This window comes from Paenibacillus harenae DSM 16969, assembly GCF_000422465.1.
GTDB classification, from domain to species: domain Bacteria; phylum Bacillota; class Bacilli; order Paenibacillales; family Paenibacillaceae; genus Pristimantibacillus; species Pristimantibacillus harenae.
In genome coordinates this window covers 202,571-221,167 of the sequence record NZ_KE383844.1, presented here as the reverse complement: position 1 = coordinate 221,167, position 18,597 = coordinate 202,571, and the positions used below count along the sequence as shown (strand labels likewise).

Below are 18,597 nucleotides of genomic sequence, written 5' to 3'. Positions count from 1 at the left end.
CCGAGAAAAACCCATTTTCCAGGAGGCTACTATGAAGGCAACCGTCTACGTCACTATCAAGCAAAACGTTTTAGATCCGCAAGGAACAGCTGTACAAGGTGCGCTGCACTCGCTCGGCTTCAACGAAGTCGAAAAAGTGCGCATCGGCAAATATCTGGAAGTCGAGCTGGATACGAACGATCGCGCGGAAGCGGAGACACGCGTCAAAGCGATGTGCGAGAAGCTGTTCGCGAACACGGTTGTAGAAGACTTCCGATTTGAACTGGAGGGATAAGGCGATGAAGTTTGCGGTACTCGTATTTCCCGGCTCTAACTGCGATATAGACTGCTTCAAAGCCGTTGAAGACACGATCGGGCAATCCGTCGACTATGTATGGCATACGGCAACGGACCTGTCCGCGTATGACGCCATTCTCGTTCCGGGCGGCTTCTCTTACGGCGATTACTTGCGCTGCGGCGCGATCGCCCAATTCGCATCGGTTATGAACGAAGTGAAAAAGGCGGCGGAAGCCGGTAAGTATATTCTTGGCATTTGCAACGGTTTTCAGATTTTGACGGAAGCGGGCCTTCTGCCCGGCGCATTGATCCGCAACAACGGACTGAAATTCGTATGCCAGCAGGAGCAGCTTGAAGTGGCGAACAACACAACCGCCTTCACGAATCAGTATTCGAAAGGCGAAATGATCAACATTCCGATCGCGCACGGCGAGGGCAATTACTTCTGCGACGACACAACGCTTGCCGAGCTTAAAGCGAACAATCAGATCGTATTCCGCTACGCGGGCGACACGAATCCGAACGGTTCGGTTGAAAATATCGCCGGCATCAGCAACAAAGCGGGCAACGTCGTCGGCATGATGCCTCATCCGGAGCGCGCGATCGATCAACTGCTGGGCTCGGAAGACGGCAAACGGATGTTTACATCGATTTTGAATGCATGGAGGGAACAACATGGCGCAGCAGTTAACGGCTAAGGAACCGACGGCGGAGCAAATTGCCGATCAGAAGATTTACAGCCAATTTGGCGTATCCGATTATGAATATGAGCTTATTTGCGGGTTTCTGGGCCGTAAGCCGAACTATACGGAGATTGGCGTTTTCAGCGTCATGTGGTCGGAGCACTGCTCCTATAAGAACTCCAAGCCGATTCTGAAAAAGTTCCCCGTCACGGGCCCTCGCGTCCTGATGGGTCCCGGCGAAGGCGCGGGCATCGTCGATATTGGCGACAACCAGGCGGTCGTTTTCAAAATCGAATCGCATAACCATCCTTCGGCGGTTGAGCCTTATCAAGGAGCGGCGACCGGCGTCGGCGGCATTATCCGCGATATTTTCTCCATGGGCGCGCGTCCGATCGCTCTGCTGAACAGCTTGCGCTTTGGCAACCTTGAGAATGAACGCGTCAAATATTTGTTCGAGCATGTCGTCAGCGGCATCGCGGGTTACGGCAACTGCATCGGGATCCCGACGGTTGCGGGCGAGGTGATGTTCGACGAAAGCTATGAGGGCAATCCGCTCGTTAACGCGATGTGCGTCGGCCTCATCGATCACGATAAAATTCAGCGCGGCGTGGCGAAAGGGGTAGGCAACCCGGTATTTTACGTTGGCCCCGCAACCGGCCGCGACGGCATTCACGGCGCGACCTTCGCTTCCGTCGAATTGTCGGAAGAATCCGAAGAGAAACGCACCGCGGTGCAAGTCGGCGACCCGTTCATGGAGAAGCTGGTTATGGAAGCGACGCTTGAGCTGATCGATTCCGGCATCGTGCTTGGCATTCAGGATATGGGTGCGGCGGGCCTTACCTGCTCCAGCGCGGAGATGGCATCCAAGGCGGGCAACGGCCTTGAGCTGTACCTTGACGAGGTGCCGCAGCGCGAGACGGATATGACGCCTTACGAAATGATGCTTTCCGAGTCGCAAGAGCGCATGCTCTTCGTCGTGGAGCCGCACCATGAGGAGCAGGCGAAGGAAATTTTTGAGCGTTGGGGCATTATTTGCGCCAAAGTAGGCAAAGTAACCGATGACGGACGTCTCCGCTTGTTCCACAAAGGGGAACAGGTAGCCGATATGCCGGTTAAAGCGCTCGTAGACGAGTGTCCGGTATACGAGAAGCCTTCGAAGGAGCCTGCATACTACAGCGAAAACGCTGCGGTCGACACGGCGGCTTTTGCGGAAGTAACCGACCTGACCGGCGCTCTCGAGAAAGTGCTTGCTTCCCCTACGGTCGCTAGCAAAGAGTGGGTCTACAATCAATATGACTACATGGTTCGCACATCGACGGCCGTTCAACCAGGCTCCGATGCGGCAGTTGTGACGATCCGCGGCACGCGCAAGGCGCTTGCGATGACGACGGACTGTAACGGCCGTTACGTCTATTTGGATCCGGAAGTAGGCGGACGCATCGCGGTGGCCGAGGCTGCGCGCAACATTATCTGCTCCGGCGCCGAGCCTCTCGCCGTTACGGATAACCTGAACTTCGGCAATCCGGAGAAGCCGGAAGTATTCTGGCAGCTCGAGAAAGCGGCGGACGGCATGTCCGAAGCTTGCGTGACGCTGAATACGCCGGTTATCGGCGGCAACGTGAGCTTGTACAACGAGAACGCGAAGGGCGCGATCTACCCGACGCCGGTTATCGGCATGGTCGGTCTCGTGCATGATATTGATCACATTACGACGCAAGGCTTCAAAGCGGAAGGCGACGTTATCATTCTCGTCGGCGAGACGAAAGCGGAGCTTGGCGGCAGCGAGCTGCAATACGTGCTGGAAGGCGCGGCAAGCGGCCGTCCGCCGGTCATCGATCTGGCAACGGAGAAAAAAGTACAAGGCGCGGTGCTTGGCGCGATCCAGAAGGGTCTCGTCGCTTCGGCGCATGACTTGTCCGAAGGCGGAATCGCGGCAGCGGTTGCCGAGTCCTGCATCAGCGGGCGCCTCGGGGCGGAAGTCTCGCTGACGTCCGATCTGCGGGCGGACCATCTGTTATTCAGCGAATCGCAGTCCCGCATCCTGCTGTCGGCTAAGCCGGAGCAAGCGGCGGAGCTGCAAGCATGGCTCACCGGGCAAGGCGTGGCCAATGCGGCGATCGGATCGGTTAAAGGCAGAAGCCTGACCATCAGCGTCAATGGAAAAGCCGGCATTCAGGCGCCGGTACAACAACTGGAGAAGGTCTGGAAGGATGCGATTCCATGTCTGATGAAATAAGACAGGAGCCTGTGCTGTGGACGGGAGACCACTATAACGAAGGCATCGGCCGTGACGATATTTTTGATAAATTGCGCGAGGAATGCGGCGTATTCGGGGTGTTCAATCTCCCCGAGGCGTCGAATCTCTCCTATTACGGCCTTCATGCGCTGCAGCACCGCGGCGAGGAAAGCGCGGGCATCTGCACGGTCGATACGAAGAACGACAAAAAGTTCGCGTATCACCGCGGCATGGGCCTTGTGAAGGAAGTGTTCGACAAGGAGAAGCTGGACATGCTGGCGGGAGACCGCGCAATCGGCCATGTCCGCTATTCGACGGCGGGAGAAAGCAAGCTCGCCAACGCGCAGCCGCTTATTTTCCGCTATAGAGACGGCGACCTTGCGGTCGCGACGAACGGCAACATCGTGAATGCGCCCGAAATTCGCAAAGAGCTGGAAATGTCGGGCTCGATCTTCCAAACATCAAGCGACACGGAGGTTATCGCGCATTTGATCGCCCGCTCGTCGAAGGATTTCGAGACGGCTGCGAAGGAAGCGCTGCAGCGTATTATCGGGGGATTCGCTTTCCTGATCATGACGAACGACAAGCTGCTTGTCGCGTCCGATCCGAACGGCCTTCGTCCGCTCGTGATGGGCCGTATCGGCGAGGGCTACGTTTTCTCGTCGGAGTCCTGCGCTTTTGAGACGATCGGCGCGGAGTATGAGCGTGACGTACAGCCGGGCGAGCTGCTTATTTTCGACGCGGACGGCATGCGCCAGGATCGTTATGCCGAGGTGGAGCGCCGCGCGACATGCGCGATGGAATACATTTATTTTGCCCGGCCCGACAGTGATATTAACGGCATTAACATTCATTCGGCCCGCAAACGGATGGGTCGCCAGCTGGCGCAGGAATCGTTCGTCGACGCGGATATCGTAACGGGCGTGCCCGATTCGAGCATCTCGGCGGCGATCGGTTATGCGGAGCAGACCGGCATTCCGTATGAGCTTGGACTTATCAAGAATAAATATACCGGCCGGACCTTTATTCAGCCTTCCCAGGAGCTGCGCGAGAAAGGCGTGAAGATGAAGCTGTCCGCCGTCCGCAAGGTGGTGGAAGGCAAACGCGTCGTGATGATTGACGACTCGATCGTTCGCGGCACGACCTCGCTTCGTATCGTCACTCTGCTTCGCGAAGCTGGCGCGACCGAGGTGCATGTGCGGATTACGTCGCCGCCGTTCAAGAACCCTTGCTATTACGGCATCGACACGCCCGACCGCAAGGAGCTGATTGCTTCCTCCCGGACGGTTGAAGAAATCCGGAAGCAGATTAATGCGGATTCATTATCCTTTTTGAGCGACGAGGGCTTTATTGAAGCAGTTGGCGGCAATGACGGCGCGTATAATCGCGGCATGTGTCTGGCTTGTTTCAATAACGATTATCCAACGCCGGTTAACGAAGAGTCGGATAAGAGCTGCAGCTGTTAATCATAAGCGGGCACAGCGAAACGAATATACGCCTCCGTATGGACGGGACGGCGCACGGCGTTTCGGCCCGCAGAAAATTTTAAGGAGTTGACCGAGAGTGTCAGAAGCGTACAAAAAAGCCGGCGTCGATATTGCGGCTGGTAACGAAGCGGTTGAACGGATGAAAAAACACGTGAAGCGGACTTACCGCCCCGAGGTGCTGGCGGAGCTGGGCGGCTTCGGCGGACTATTCAGCCTGAACAAGGACAAGTACGAGGAGCCTGTGCTTGTATCCGGTACGGACGGCGTCGGCACGAAGCTGAAGCTTGCTTTTGCCATGGACAAGCATGACACGATCGGCATTGATGCCGTTGCGATGTGCGTGAACGATATTATCGTACAGGGCGCGGAGCCGTTGTTCTTCCTCGATTACCTGGCATGCGACAAGGTTGTGCCGGAGAAAATCGAAGCGATCGTCGCCGGTATTTCGGAGGGCTGCGTGCAGGCGGGCTGTTCCCTGATCGGCGGCGAGACGGCAGAGATGCCGGGGATGTACGCAGCCGGCGAGTATGATATCGCGGGCTTCACGGTCGGTATCGTCGATAAGAAAAAAATGATCGACGGTTCCACGATTGCGGCCGGCGACGCGGTCATCGGTGTTGCCTCCAGCGGCATTCACAGCAACGGCTTCTCGCTTGTACGCCGCTTGCTGCTCGAAGAAGCGGGTTACACGCTGGATCAGCAGCTTGACGAGCTTGGCGGCGCGAAGCTTGGCGGCGTTCTGCTCGAGCCGACTCGCATCTATGTGAAATCGGCGCTGAAGCTGATTGAGCAGGTGGAAGTGAAAGGCATGGCGCATATTACGGGCGGCGGCTTTATCGAAAATATTCCGCGCGTGCTGCCGGATGGCGTTAACGTAGATATCGCGTACGGATCGTGGCCGATCCTCCCGATTTTTGAGCTGATGCAGCAGAAGGGCGGCATCTCGAACCGCGATATGTTCACAACGTTCAATATGGGCATCGGATTGGTGGTTGTCGTTCCGGCCGATCAAGCTGCCGAGGCGCTTCGCATCGCGGCTGAGCTTGGCGAGCAGGCTTACCGTATCGGAACGGTTACGGAAGGAAGCCGCATCGTGACGTTTACGGGAGCGGACGTATAATGGGATCGCTTCGCATCGCCGTTTTCGCCTCGGGACAAGGCTCGAACTTCCAAGCGATCGCGGAAGCGGTGCGGGAGGGGAAGCTCGATGTAACCATCGAGCTTCTTGTTTGTGACAGGCCCGCCGCTCCCGTCGTAGAGCGGGCGCGCGAAGCCGGCGTGGACACGTTCCTGTTCACGCCGAAGGAATACCCGTCCCGCGAGGCTTACGAGACGGAAATTGCCGCCGAGCTGGAACGGCGCGGCGTCGAGCTGATCGTGCTGGCGGGTTATATGCGCATCATCACGTCCGTGCTTGTGGAGCCGTATTACGGCCGGATGATCAATATCCATCCGGCTCTGCTGCCGGCTTTCCCCGGGGTGAACGGCATCGGCCAAGCGCTGGCGTACGGCGTTAAGCTGACCGGCGTTACCGTCCATTACGTGGACGGCGGCATGGACAGCGGGCCGATCATCGCGCAGGCCGCGGTGGAGGTGGCGGACGAGGACACGGAGGCCTCGCTCGCCGAGCGCATTCACGCGGCGGAGCAAGCGCTGCTGCCTACCGTCATCCAGAAGATCGCGCAGGGCCGCGTCTCGCTGGATGGACGGCGCGTAACGGTGCGCCGGTAGTTGGCTGATCGATTAGATCTGGAAATGAGATCTAATCCGCTAATATGAGCTGGTTTAGGCTCATTAGATCTAAAAGTTAGATCTAATGGCGCCCGGATGCGGCGGTTATGAGCTCATGAGGCGGAAGTCTGGTCGATTAGATCTGGAAATGAGATCTAATCCGCTAATATGAGCTGGCTTAGGCTCATTAGATCTAAAAGTTAGATCTAATGGCGCCGGATGCGGCGGTTATGAGCTCATGAGGCGGAAGTCTGGTCGATTAGATCTGGAAATTAGATCTGTTGCGTCCTCAAATAAGGACGCCGATAGGCGTTTCAGCTTGGTTAAAATAAAGGTTGGTCAAAACGACGAGGAGGTTGTATTGCGTGGCAATTCGCAGAGCGTTAATCAGTGTTTCCGATAAGACGGGAATCGTGGAGTTCTCCAGAGAGTTGGCAAGCCAAGGCGTGCAAATTATTTCAACGGGCGGGACGTTCAGCCTGCTGCAGAAGGAAGGGGTTCCGGTCATCGGCATTTCCGAAGTGACGGGGTTCCCTGAGATTCTGGACGGACGCGTGAAGACGCTGCACCCGGCTGTACATAGCGGCCTGCTTGCGGTTCGCGATGACGAAGAGCACCAGAAAGCGATGAAAGAGCTTGGCTTGGACTACATCGATCTTGTTATCGTTAACCTGTACCCGTTCAAGGAAACGATCGCGAAACCGGATGTTTCCTATGAGGACGCCATCGAGAATATCGATATCGGCGGTCCGACCATGCTCCGCTCCGCTGCCAAAAACCACGCTTTCGTAACGGTTGTCGTCGACGCCGGCGATTACGAAACGATTCTAGCGGAAGTGAAGGCCGGCGGTGATACTTCGCTCGAAACGCGTAAGCGTCTTGCGGCAAAAGTTTTCCGTCACACAGCGGCGTACGACTCCCTGATCTCCGATTACCTCTCGAAGCAAATGGGCGAGCCGCTTCCTGAGTCTTACACGGTCACTTATGAGAAGGTACAGGATCTGCGCTATGGCGAGAACCCGCACCAGAAGGCCGCTTTCTACAGCAAGCCGCTTGCGGCGCCGGGCAATGTCACAACGGCAGAGCAGCTGCACGGCAAGGAGCTTTCGTACAACAATATCAATGACGCGAACGCTGCGCTTGCGATTCTGAAGGAATTTGACGAGCCGGCAGTGGTTGCGGTTAAGCACATGAATCCATGCGGTGTAGGGATCGGCGCTTCCATTCACGAGGCGTATCAAAAAGCGTACGAAGCCGACCCGACCTCGATCTTCGGCGGTATTGTGGCGGCTAACCGCACAATCGGCGCGGATACGGCCGAGCTGCTCGGTAGTATCTTCCTGGAAATTATTATTGCGCCGGACTTTGCGCCGGAAGCTTTGGATATTTTGACGAAAAAGAAAAACATCCGCCTGCTCAAGCTGGGCGCATTGTCCGCAGCCGGCGAGCGCAAGCCGGAGTGGGTCGTGACATCGGTTGACGGCGGCATGCTTGTACAAGAGAGCGATGTTCACAGCTTGACGGAATCGGATCTGCAGTTTGTGACGGACCGTAAACCGACCGCGGAAGAGCTGAAGCAGCTTCTGTTCGGATGGAAGGTCGTTAAGCACGTGAAGTCGAATGCAATCCTGCTGGCTAAGGATGATATGACGGTAGGCGTTGGCGCCGGTCAAATGAACCGCGTGGGCGCTGCCCGTATCGCTATCGAGCAAGCGGCAGAGAAAGCACAGGGCGCAGCTCTCGCTTCCGATGCATTCTTCCCGATGGGAGATACGGTAGAGCTGGCGGCAAAAGCAGGCATTACGGCAATCATCCAGCCGGGCGGCTCGATTAAGGACGAAGAGTCGATCGCTGCCGCGAACGCGAATAACATCGCGATGGTATTCACGGGCGTTCGCCACTTTAAACACTAGAGCCTTGCCCCACTAATTCCACACGGCACGGCACAGAGCTTATCGATGAAGGCGGAGAATGACCGAGTAACTTGGGAGGTTGAATTTATATGCGCATTTTAGTAGTTGGCGGCGGCGGACGGGAGCATGCGATTGTCTGGGCGCTGAAGAAGAGCGAGAAGGTGAAGGAAGTTTTCTGCGCGCCGGGGAACGCCGGCATCGCGCAGCTTGCCGAGTGCGTGCCGATCGCGGTAAGCCAGTTCGACGAGCTGATCCGTTTCGCGAAGGACGCGTCGGTCGACCTCGTATTCGTCGGACCGGATGACCCGCTTGCGGACGGCATCGTGGATGCCTTCGAAGCAGAGGGCATCCAGACCTACGGTCCGCGCAAAAACGCAGCCGAGATCGAAGGCAGCAAAATCTTCATGAAAAACCTGCTGAAGAAATACAACATCCCGACAGCGAAATACGAGACGTTCACCGATTATGAATCGGCTTCCGCTTACCTGCGAGAGCAGACGGCTCCGATCGTCATAAAAGCGGACGGCCTTGCAGCCGGCAAAGGCGTTACGGTAGCGGCAACGCTTGAGGAAGCGGAGCAAGCGCTGCGCGAAGCGATGGTCGATAAGGTGTTCGGCGAAGCGGGCAACCAAATCGTCATCGAAGAATTTCTGGAAGGGCAGGAGATGTCCATTCTTGCCTTCGTGGACGGCGAGACGGTGCGGGCGATGGTGCCGGCTCAGGATCATAAGCCGATTTTCGACGGTGACAAGGGTCCGAATACGGGCGGGATGGGAACTTACACACCGCTTCCGCATATCGATCAGGCCATTATTGACGAGTCTATCGCGAACATCATTATCCCTACCGCTAAAGCGATGGTTAGCGAAGGTCGTCCTTTCCGCGGCGTATTGTTCGCAGGCCTCATGATCACGAAGGACGGCCCGAAGACGATCGAATTCAACGCGCGCATGGGCGACCCGGAGACGCAGGTTGTATTGCCGCGGCTGCAGACCGATCTGCTCGATATTGTTATCGCATCGCTTAACGGCAGACTGGATCAGCTGGATATCCGGTGGAGCGACGAAGCGGCGGTTTGCGTCGTTGTCGCATCTGAGGGTTACCCGGCTTCGTATCCGAAGGGCCGCGTCATAACGGGCCTGGCAGAAGCCGAGGCGCAGGGCGCGCTGGTGTTCCACGCCGGGACGGCCGAGAAGGAAGGCCAATTCGTCACGAACGGCGGGCGCGTTCTCGGCGTTGTCGGCCGCGGCCGCGATATCGCGGAGGCCCGCGCCCGAGCGTATGAAGCGGTCAGCGTGATTGATTTTGAAGGCAAGCAGAACCGTACGGATATCGCGGCTAAGGCGCTTCGTTAATTCATCCGGGGCGGCCTAGAAACGACTTCGTATAAAAGCTCAAATTCCGTTGCCGATTTCAGGCAGCGGGGTTGAGCTTTTTTATTAGATATTGTCGCGTAAAGAGAGAAGCAGTCCCTTCCGCTCGATAGGGCTCGAACCATGTTACTAATTTGTAACTCTCTTACTCTCCTATTCTTCTATGATAAAACTATCAGCGAGGAATAGAAGGTGAGCGAAATGGAGAAAGCAAAAAAGCGTCGTCGCAGGTTGTTGGTTTTGATCATTTTGGCAGCGGTAATGGTATGGATCGGCGGTTGTGCGATGAGTCAGTCGCTTGGCTTATCCGCGCTCGTGCCCGCAGGAAGCAGCCCGATTGCAGGCGAAGGACCGCTGACGGCAGGGGGAACCAAGGATGTCGGCGAACTTGTCGTTATCGGCGATGGCGGATCGGCATCGGATGGCGGAGTGACCCACGGCAGCTGGGAGCCGGAGCAGGATAGCGGCGCTGCGGTTGGAAGACCGCCGCGCGATCATGGAAACGATCCGGATGACGCAATAGCGGCAGATCGGCCGGATGGGCAGACCATGCCGGATGGATCAACCGGACCGGATATGTCTGAACCATCTGATGGAGCCGTAACGGACATGCCGGATCTTTCCGCAGCGGATGAATCGGGCTCGGCCGTCTCGGATGAACCGGGGCGGGGCGCAGCGGATACGTCCGAAGCTGAAGGCCCGCGCGTACCGGACCCGTCTAACGCTGACGACCCGCGCGTACCGCCGGGAGCCGCCGACACGAAACCCGGCAAGGACGAGAAACTCGTCGCGCTCACGTTCGACGATGGGCCGGACATTCGCTATACGACGGATATATTGGATATTTTGAAAGAGAAAGGTGTTAAAGCCACTTTCTTTGTAGTGGGTCAGCAGGTGAAGAAAAATCCCGAAGTACTGAAGAGAATCGTGGATGAAGGGCACGCGATTGGCAATCATAGCTATAATCACAAGGACCTGTCCAAGCTGAACAAGCAGCAAATTCTCGAGGAAATGTCGACAAACGATGCGATCATTAAGGACGCGGTAGGCTTCACGCCGACTATGTTCCGCGCTCCCTACGGGGCAGTGTCCGATACGCTCAAAAACGTGCTGAAGGCGAATAACCGCAAGCTTATCGGCTGGAATGTCGATACGCGCGACTGGGCGGGGACGCCGCCAAGCGATATGCGCGAAATGATTCGAACAGAAACGAAGCCGGGTGGTATAATATTGATGCATTCTTTCGGCGGCAAGCATATTAAGAATACGGTAGAAGCGCTTCCTGGAATCATCGACGACCTGGAAGAAATGGGTTATTCATTCGTCGCCGCCGATCAAGCATAAGTCATACGCAAGCATGGGGAGGCTCAAAAGTTGGACGAAGCAAGAAAGGCTGCCGGCAAGGGAATAAGGGGGAAAAGATTTCGTTCGGGCATCGTTCCCGCCGTCATTCTTACGATCCTTATCCTTGCCACAGGCTGCCGGTATACGGCCGCACCCGCGGACCTGCTGCGGAAGCCGGCGATCGCGCCGGATAAGCAAGCGATCGTGCAGGCGATCGAGAGAACGCTGCCCGCCTACAGCAAGCTTACGCTTCCGCTCCGGGAGGAGCATATGGAGGCGATTCGCCTTGCGGATGTGGACGGAGACGGAGCGAAGGAAGCGATCGTGTCTTATTACAATGAATATAGTACGCCTGAGATCATGGTGTTCAAATATACAGCTTCCGCTTGGCGTTCATGGGTGCTCGTTCAGCAGCCGCTGGCGAGGCAGATCGCTTGGCTGAAGATGGAGGATCTGGACCGGGATGGGCACTTGGAGCTCATCATTGGATGGATAGGCGGCTTCGACAGTCCGAACATGCTGGAGATCTATTCCTTCCAATCGAAACTTCTGCGCAACGAGGCAGGCAAGCTTACGCTGCCGCCAACCGAGTCGCTGCCTTATTCCTATGCGGAGACGGGCGACCTGAACGATGACGGCAGCGCGGAGCTTGCCGTTATTACCGAAATCGGGACGAGTCAGGAGCTGGCTGCTCCGGAATTTGAGCTGTCTCTATACAACTGGCAGAAAGGCGGCTTGCAGAAGCTGATTGCGCAGCGCGTTTTTAACGGAGTCAACACCTATGAACGACTGTTAATGGGTAGAATCTCGCCGCGGCATTATGGAATGATCCTGGAGGCTTCGACCGGCGCGCATGGCACCTACACGGCGATGTATGCTTGGGAGCAGGGCAAGCTGAGGCTGGTTTATCCGAATGAAGCGGCTGGCTTATATCGCGTAAGCGGCGTGCCGACGATGAGCGGGGATATGAATCAAGACGGTATTCTGGAAATGCAGTGGACAAGGGAGGCTTCGGGAAATCCGGACGTCCCTTATTCGAATTCCATCTGGATTAATGACTGGATGCAATGGGACGGTAAGGACGGTTTTATCAAAATAGTCGAAGAGTTCAGCGATTACCGCTACGGCGTGCAGCTTCGCATCCCCGACCAATGGGTGGGGCGCTACATGCTGCGTAAGATAGGCACCGAGACATTCGCTATCGCGGCTATTGATTATTGGAACGAGAGGTCGGGCGCTAAAGCCGAGCTGGCTACATTAGTCGCCGTACCCGAGAGGAAGTGGGAAAGCGTCCAGGCCGATTGGAAGCAGAGCTCGCGTTCCTATCGGCAGTTATTTACCGACAGCGGCAACATCTTCGCGATTTCTTTCGTGAAGAATCCCCCGGCAAGCTGGTCCGACTCGGACAAGCAAGCATTCGGCGAGATGACGGGCGTGGAGGTGCAGTTCGCCTCTTCTTTGAAATTCTAGATCAAAAATCGGCGGTGACTTATGCGAATATTATTGTTAGAGGATGAGGAGTCCATCCGCGGCTTCGTCCGCATCAATCTGAAGCGGAACGGAATGGACGTCATAGAAGCCGAGAACGGCGAAGACGCGTTAGCCTATGCCGATACGCAAGGCCCGTTCGATATCGCGCTGCTTGATGTGATGCTGCCGACGATCAGCGGCTTCGAGGTATGCGAGCAGCTGCGCGAGCGATATCCGCGGATGGGCATCATTATGCTCACGGCGAAATCGCAGGAGGAGGATAAAATATACGGGCTGGAGCTGGGCGCAGACGATTATGTGCAGAAGCCGTTCAGTCCGGGAGAGCTTATTGCGCGCATCAAATCGCTTTACCGGCGGATGCAGCCGGATCCTTCCGCTCAGCCTAAGCCTGTCCAGAGCAGCCAATCCGATTCGGGCGGGGAAGAAGCGGAATCGTTCGTCAGGGCCCAGCTTAAGGCTCAATCCGAGCAGGTATCGGCGTCTTTGTCGGCCGCCAAGTCGGATGTGCTGACCGTAGAGCCGTTCCGGTTATCGACCGGCGAGCGCAAGCTGTGGAAGGATGAGCGCGAGGTCATCCTGACGCCGACGGAATGGACGCTTGTCCGGCTGCTGATGGAGCGCGTCGGCGAAAGCGTCAGCCGCGATCATATTTTGACGGAGGTATGGGGGCGCTATTACGTCGGGGATTTGAAGGTCGTCGATGTGAATATTCGCCGGATCCGGCAGAAAATCGAGAAAAATGCTTCCGATCCGGAATATATCGAAACCGTATGGGGGTACGGTTACCGCTGGAAGCGGGGTGGCAGCGAATGAGAAGCGTGCAAACAAGAATGGTGTGGAGCTATCTTCTGCTCATCGTTCTTGTCGTCAGCGTGCTGGGCGGCGTATTTGGAGCCTTGATGTGGAACTATTATTACGGAAGCGCGCAAAGCTCGGTCAAGCAGCGGGCGGAGTCGGCGCTTAATCAGCATGCCCGGTCGCTGTCCTCGCTGACGGTCGAGGATCAGGCGGATTATATGCTTCAGTACATGGTGGATGGCGGAACGCGCCTGCAGCTGCTCGACAGCACCGGGCAAATCCGGATTGATTCGGACGGCTTCGCAGCCGATATCCGGTATGTGACGTCCGATGTGAAGACGGCTATTGCCGGCAGCACCGGGAGCTGGCGCGGCGTTGATCCTTACTTTCAAGAGCGGGTCGTATCGGTAACCATCCCGATATGGAATGAAACGAGGGTCGTATCGATGCTGCGGTATTCGGCTTCGCTTGCGCAGGTGGACGAAATGGTCAGTTTGCTCATCCGAATGGCCGCGGCCGTCGGCATCGGCGTCGTGCTCTTGTTCCTTGGTCTCAGCCTGTTTCTCGCGCAGCGGATCGTGAAGCCGATCCGGGAGCTGACGCGCGCAGCTCGATATATGGCGGACGGGGATTGGACAAGGCGCGCCTTGCAGCGCAACGACGACGAGATCGGCCAGCTTGCGGAAACGTTTAATACGCTTGCCATGGAGTTAAGCAAGCGGGAGAAGCTGAAAAATGATTTTATATCGTCGATCTCGCATGAGCTCCGCACGCCTCTGACTTCGATCAAGGGCTGGAGCGAGACGCTGAAGGAAAGCGAACCGACGGAGGACGATGAAGAAGTGAAGCTCGGGCTCTCGATCATCAGCAAGGAGACGGAGCGTCTCTCGGGACTTGTCGAGGATTTGCTCGATTTCTCCAAGCTGTCGGCGCGGTCGATGGATTTGAATACCGAGCTGCTGGACTTTAACAGTCCCGTGCGGGAGACGGTCAATCAGCTCGCGGTGCGGGAGGAGCAGACGAAGGTGCGCCTGATCGCCGCATACGGCAAAGGGCCTATCGTCGTTCGGGGCGATGCGAACCGGCTCAAGCAGGTCTTAATCAATTTGATCGATAACGCGTTTAAATTTACGCCGGCGGGCGGCACCATTCGGGTTGCTACCGCAGCGGCGCAGAACGAAGCGCTCCTGACAGTCGCGGATACCGGCTGCGGCATTGAAGCGGAGCATTTGCCGAATGTGACCGAGAAGTTTTACAAGGCGAACACGGCTCAAGGCGGCTCTGGCCTGGGGCTTGCCATCTGCAAGGAAATCATTGAGCTCCACGGCGGTCAGCTTAACGTTGACAGCGAACGCGGAGCCGGTACGATCGTGACGGTTCGGGTGCCGCTTATGCACGAAGCATAGGCGAAGCGGCGCTTGAGCCGTCATTCTTTGTAAAACAACAATTTCCGCCTTGCCGCCACGTAAATAATCGCAATCACGACACCGACGACAATCAAGAAGGAAAGCCAATGCTCCTGCAGCCATTCGATCCATAAAGGCATCTTTCAGCACCTCCAATATCGAAATCATTCTGTTGTTATTATGTCCCGCCAAGGAGATAAAATGTTAAAGGCGCATCAATCGGAGGATGCCGCTCTTGTATTTACGTGGCCATGATGTTCTTTTTCGACAAAAATTGTGTTAATCTCAATTATTAGATACAAACTTAGAAGAGGAGGAGAAAAGGGAAATGTTCCGAAAAAGAAAATCGTTTTTGGTATTAACATGTCTCCTGATCTCATGTCTGCTACTGGCTTCCTGCGGAAGGCCGGCGGACGAAACCGGGAAGGACGTCAGCAAGAAAGAAGAGCTGCTTATCGGGGTCATTCCGGCCCAAGGCAGCAACCGGATGGAGGTAGGAGCGGACAAGCTTGCCGCTATTCTATCGGAGAAGCTCGGCTACGGCGTGCGGGCGGAGGTCTATCCGGATTATAACGGCGTCGTAGAGGCCATGGGCGCGGGAAAGGTGCAGATGTCTTACCTGGGACCGCTCACCTACGTGGAAGCGCATGAGAGGTACGACGTTAAGGCCATTGTTACGCAGCTGATCGAGGGGAAGCCTTATTATTATTCCTATCTGATCGCGCCAGCTGATTCTGCGTATGCGTCGCTTGAGGATGTCGTGAAGCACGCGGGCGATATCAGATTTGCATTCGGCGACATAAGCTCGACTTCCGGCAGCCTTATTCCCGGTATTGCGCTTAAGGACGCCGGGGTGTTCAAATCTCAGCAGGAGCATGATTTTAAAAGCGTCACCTATACGGGGGATCATACGGCCACCGCGCTTGCCATTCAGAACAACATGCAGGATGTTGGAGCGATCGACAGCGCTTATTTCAACAACCTCGTGAAGCAGGGGAAAATCGACGGCGATCAATATAAAATCATCTGGAAGTCGGAAGAGCTGTTCCAATACCCTTGGGCTGTAGTTAACACCATGCCGGCCGAAGATATCGCGATTATTCAGGAGACCATGCTGACCATTACGGATGCTGACGTTCTAAACGCTTTCGGCGGAGCAAGCGGCTTTACCAAAGCCGGCAATGAGGATTATGCGTCGATCAGGGAAGCGGCAATCGCTGACGGCCGCATCAAACCGCGTCCGTAACCGTGAGAAAATTAATTGCTGTCGCGGCGGTCATTATCCTGCTGCTCTGGTCTGGGTCCGGCGTCAGCTTCACAGCCGGCGCTTTCGGCGATCTCGGGAATACGGCACGCTTTATCGCCGAGCATTGGTTCCCGATGGATCTGTCGGATTGGCAAACAGCGCTGAGAGCGATGGTCGACACGCTTGAAATTGCCGTATTCAGTACGCTTGCCGCCGCGGCGCTCGCGTTTCCCCTGAGCTTCCTTGCGGCGCGGAACTGGACGCCATCCCGCTGGATATACGACTCTATTCGTTTCTTGATTAATCTGTTCCGATCGATTCCTGAGCTCGTACTGGCGTTAGTGTTCATTCCGACGCTCGGTCTTGGCCCGATGCCGGCGGTAATGGCACTGATCATTCATAATATCGGCGTGTTTGGCAAATTAATATCCGAAACGATCGAAGCATCGGACGACGGGCCGCAGGAGGCGGTCAAAGCGCTCGGCGGCACCCGGCTGCTCGTTGCGGTATACGGTATCGTTCCGCAGATTCTCCCGCTGGTGCTTTCCCATTATTTTTACCGGTTAGAGGTGGCGATTCGCACGACGCTCATTCTGGGCATTGTCGGCGCCGGCGGATTGGGCCAGATGCTGTATAACGATTTTAAGCAATTTATGTATCAAAAAGTTACGTTCGAGGTTGTTCTCATCATGGTCCTGGTTACGGGCGTAGATTATCTCGGCGCGCTGATCCGAAAGCGGGTGAAGTAAGTTGCTGGAGCTAAGCGGGATAAGGAAAAGATACGGCGATAGAGAAGCATTTGCCCTAGGTGAAATCGATTTGACGATTATGCCCGGCGAATTCGTAGCTGTGTTAGGACGAAGCGGAGCAGGCAAATCGACGCTGATCCGCTGTATCAACCGGCTTGTTGAGGCGGATGAAGGCACGGTTTTTTGGAACGGCCAGTCGATTACGGGAATGAATCCGGGACAGCTGCGCCTCATCCGCGGCGAGATCGGCATGGTATTCCAGCATTTTCACCTGCTGCCCCGCCTGTCGGTATGGACGAACGTGCTTGCGGGAGGCTTTGCGGACATGCCTTACTGGCGCAGCCTGCTCGGCGCGTTCTCGGCCAAGGACCGGAAGCGCGCGCTGACGGCGCTGAGGGAAGTTGGACTCGCGGAGCTGGCGAAGCGCAGGGTAGAGGAGCTTAGCGGCGGGCAGAAGCAGCGGGTCGCGATTGCCCGGGTATTGATGCAGAAGCCTAAGCTCCTGCTGGGCGATGAGCCCATCTCGAGCCTGGATGCGGTAACCGCGGAGCGCGTAATGGCCTTTATTCAGGAGCTCCATCGCAAGAGAGGGGTAACCGTCGTGCTGAATCTCCATGATGTCTCGGCGGCACGCGCTTATGCTACCCGAATTATCGGGCTGACGGCAGGACGCATTACATTCGACGGGACGCCGGAGCAGCTTACGGATGAAGAACTGCGCGTCATCTATCCGCCGGATGAAGAGGATGACAGAACGATTGCAAATAGGGAAGGGGAGAGTTGAATGACTTCTAATGAAAAAATAAAATTAACAAGCCTGTCCAGCAAGGGCGGCTGCGGCTGCAAAATCGGACCGGCCGATCTTTCGGCCGTGCTTCGCAGCCTTCCGGTGCCGGTTCCGAATCCGAATCTGCTGGTCGGACTGGATACGAGCGACGATGCCGGCGTCTATAAGCTGAGCGATGAGCTGGCGCTTGTACAGACGCTTGATTTTTTTACGCCGATTGTAGACGATCCATACGACTTCGGGCAGGTTGCGGCGGCTAACGCGATCAGCGACATCTATGCCATGGGCGGGAAGCCGCTTACGGTGCTGAACATTGTAGCCTTTCCGATTCATACGCTGGACAAGCAGATATTGACCGATATATTGCGGGGAGCGGCGGACAAGGTGAAGGAAGCCGGCGCAACGCTGGTCGGCGGGCATTCCATTGATGACAAAGAACCGAAATTCGGGCTGGCGGTTACGGGCCTGGTTCATCCCGGCAAGGTGCGAACCAACGCCGGAGCGAAGCCGGGCGATAAGCTGATTCTAACCAAGCCGATCGGAGTCGGCATTCTGACGACGTCCATTAAGAAGGACCAGCTGACGGATGAGGAAATCGCACGGGTTGTAAAGGTAATGGCGACCCTTAACAAGGCGGCAGCGGAGACGATGGAGCCCTATGACGTTCACGCCTGTACGGATGTTACCGGGTTCGGATTGCTTGGGCATGCGTCGGAAATGGCGAAAGGCAGCGGCGCCGGCATCCGTATCTCGAAATCCAACGTTCCGGTTCTGCCGCGCGTCCGCGAATTGGCGGAAGCGGGCTTCGTGCCGGGCGGCACGAAAAACAATTTTGCCCATCTCGAAGGTTCGGTGACGTTTGCGGAAGAGTTGGATCAAATCGATCAATGGATCCTATGCGATGCGGTTACTTCGGGAGGCTTGCTGATCGCGGTTGATCCGGGACAGGCGGAAGCTCTGCTCGGCAAGCTGCAGGACGCGTCGGTAGACGCGCATCTCATTGGAGAAGTGACCGCCGAGCATCCCGGACAAATTATGATTACGGCGTAAGGCCGCATTAAAGGAGCTGCATGCAGC

At 56.3% G+C, this 18,597-nt stretch carries 16 protein-coding genes; all 16 read left to right on the top strand.

The window, feature by feature from the left end; translation table 11 throughout:
• The first annotated feature begins 31 nt into the window (after positions 1-31).
• The 16 genes from purS to selD all read left to right on the top strand — a co-directional run bounded on the left by purS (position 32) and on the right by selD (position 18,570).
• Positions 32-274, top strand: coding sequence for a phosphoribosylformylglycinamidine synthase subunit PurS (gene purS / locus H581_RS0125050; protein WP_028612388.1), 243 nt, complete (start codon positions 32-34; stop codon positions 272-274).
• 4 nt (positions 275-278) lie between these two features.
• Complete coding sequence (gene purQ, locus H581_RS0125045) at positions 279-974, top strand: phosphoribosylformylglycinamidine synthase subunit PurQ (RefSeq protein WP_028612387.1); 696 nt, start codon at positions 279-281, stop codon at positions 972-974.
• Positions 952-3,195, top strand: coding sequence for a phosphoribosylformylglycinamidine synthase subunit PurL (gene purL / locus H581_RS0125040; RefSeq protein ID WP_028612386.1), 2,244 nt, complete (start codon positions 952-954; stop codon positions 3,193-3,195). Before purQ ends, purL begins: the two co-directional genes overlap by 23 nt.
• A complete protein-coding gene (gene purF / locus H581_RS0125035; RefSeq protein ID WP_028612385.1) occupies positions 3,180-4,661 on the top strand; it encodes an amidophosphoribosyltransferase in 1,482 nt (493 codons plus the stop codon). Before purL ends, purF begins: the two co-directional genes overlap by 16 nt.
• A 97-nt stretch (positions 4,662-4,758) precedes the next feature.
• Positions 4,759-5,802, top strand: a complete 1,044-nt coding sequence (gene purM, locus H581_RS0125030; RefSeq protein WP_028612384.1) for a phosphoribosylformylglycinamidine cyclo-ligase — start codon at positions 4,759-4,761, stop codon at positions 5,800-5,802.
• The gene (gene purN, locus H581_RS0125025; protein ID WP_028612383.1) at positions 5,802-6,413 is read left to right on the top strand and encodes a phosphoribosylglycinamide formyltransferase; all 612 of its coding nucleotides are present in this window, start codon (positions 5,802-5,804) and stop codon (positions 6,411-6,413) included. Before purM ends, purN begins: the two co-directional genes overlap by 1 nt.
• Positions 6,414-6,778: 365 nt before the next feature.
• Entirely contained in the window at positions 6,779-8,326 is a 1,548-nt protein-coding gene (purH, locus tag H581_RS0125020; protein WP_028612382.1) for a bifunctional phosphoribosylaminoimidazolecarboxamide formyltransferase/IMP cyclohydrolase, read from the top strand.
• A gap of 89 nt (positions 8,327-8,415) precedes the next feature.
• Positions 8,416-9,681 carry a phosphoribosylamine--glycine ligase gene (gene purD, locus H581_RS0125015; protein ID WP_028612381.1) on the top strand — a complete coding sequence of 422 codons (1,266 nt, stop codon included), beginning with the start codon at positions 8,416-8,418 and terminating at the stop codon, positions 9,679-9,681.
• Positions 9,682-9,900: 219 nt separating this feature from the next.
• Entirely contained in the window at positions 9,901-11,043 is a 1,143-nt protein-coding gene (locus H581_RS39090; RefSeq protein ID WP_245600148.1) for a polysaccharide deacetylase family protein, read from the top strand.
• 30 nt (positions 11,044-11,073) lie between these two features.
• Positions 11,074-12,513, top strand: coding sequence for an FG-GAP repeat domain-containing protein (locus H581_RS0125005; protein ID WP_028612380.1), 1,440 nt, complete (start codon positions 11,074-11,076; stop codon positions 12,511-12,513).
• Positions 12,514-12,534: 21 nt separating this feature from the next.
• Positions 12,535-13,347: a response regulator transcription factor gene (locus tag H581_RS0125000; protein ID WP_028612379.1), complete on the top strand. Its 813-nt coding sequence runs from the start codon at positions 12,535-12,537 to the stop codon at positions 13,345-13,347.
• Positions 13,344-14,738, top strand: a complete 1,395-nt coding sequence (locus tag H581_RS0124995; protein ID WP_028612378.1) for a sensor histidine kinase — start codon at positions 13,344-13,346, stop codon at positions 14,736-14,738. Before H581_RS0125000 ends, H581_RS0124995 begins: the two co-directional genes overlap by 4 nt.
• A 328-nt stretch (positions 14,739-15,066) precedes the next feature.
• Positions 15,067-15,984, top strand: coding sequence for a phosphate/phosphite/phosphonate ABC transporter substrate-binding protein (gene phnD / locus H581_RS0124985; protein WP_028612377.1), 918 nt, complete (start codon positions 15,067-15,069; stop codon positions 15,982-15,984).
• Positions 15,985-15,986: 2 nt separating this feature from the next.
• Positions 15,987-16,733: a phosphonate ABC transporter, permease protein PhnE gene (phnE, locus tag H581_RS0124980; protein ID WP_028612376.1), complete on the top strand. Its 747-nt coding sequence runs from the start codon at positions 15,987-15,989 to the stop codon at positions 16,731-16,733.
• A 1-nt stretch (position 16,734) separates the two neighbouring features.
• Positions 16,735-17,517 (top strand): phosphonate ABC transporter ATP-binding protein, encoded by a 783-nt coding sequence (gene phnC, locus H581_RS35325; RefSeq protein WP_051251357.1) that lies wholly within the window; start codon positions 16,735-16,737, stop codon positions 17,515-17,517.
• Positions 17,518-18,570 carry a selenide, water dikinase SelD gene (selD, locus tag H581_RS0124970; protein ID WP_028612375.1) on the top strand — a complete coding sequence of 351 codons (1,053 nt, stop codon included), beginning with the start codon at positions 17,518-17,520 and terminating at the stop codon, positions 18,568-18,570. It abuts the gene before it with no gap.
• The last annotated feature ends 27 nt before the right edge of the window (positions 18,571-18,597 follow it).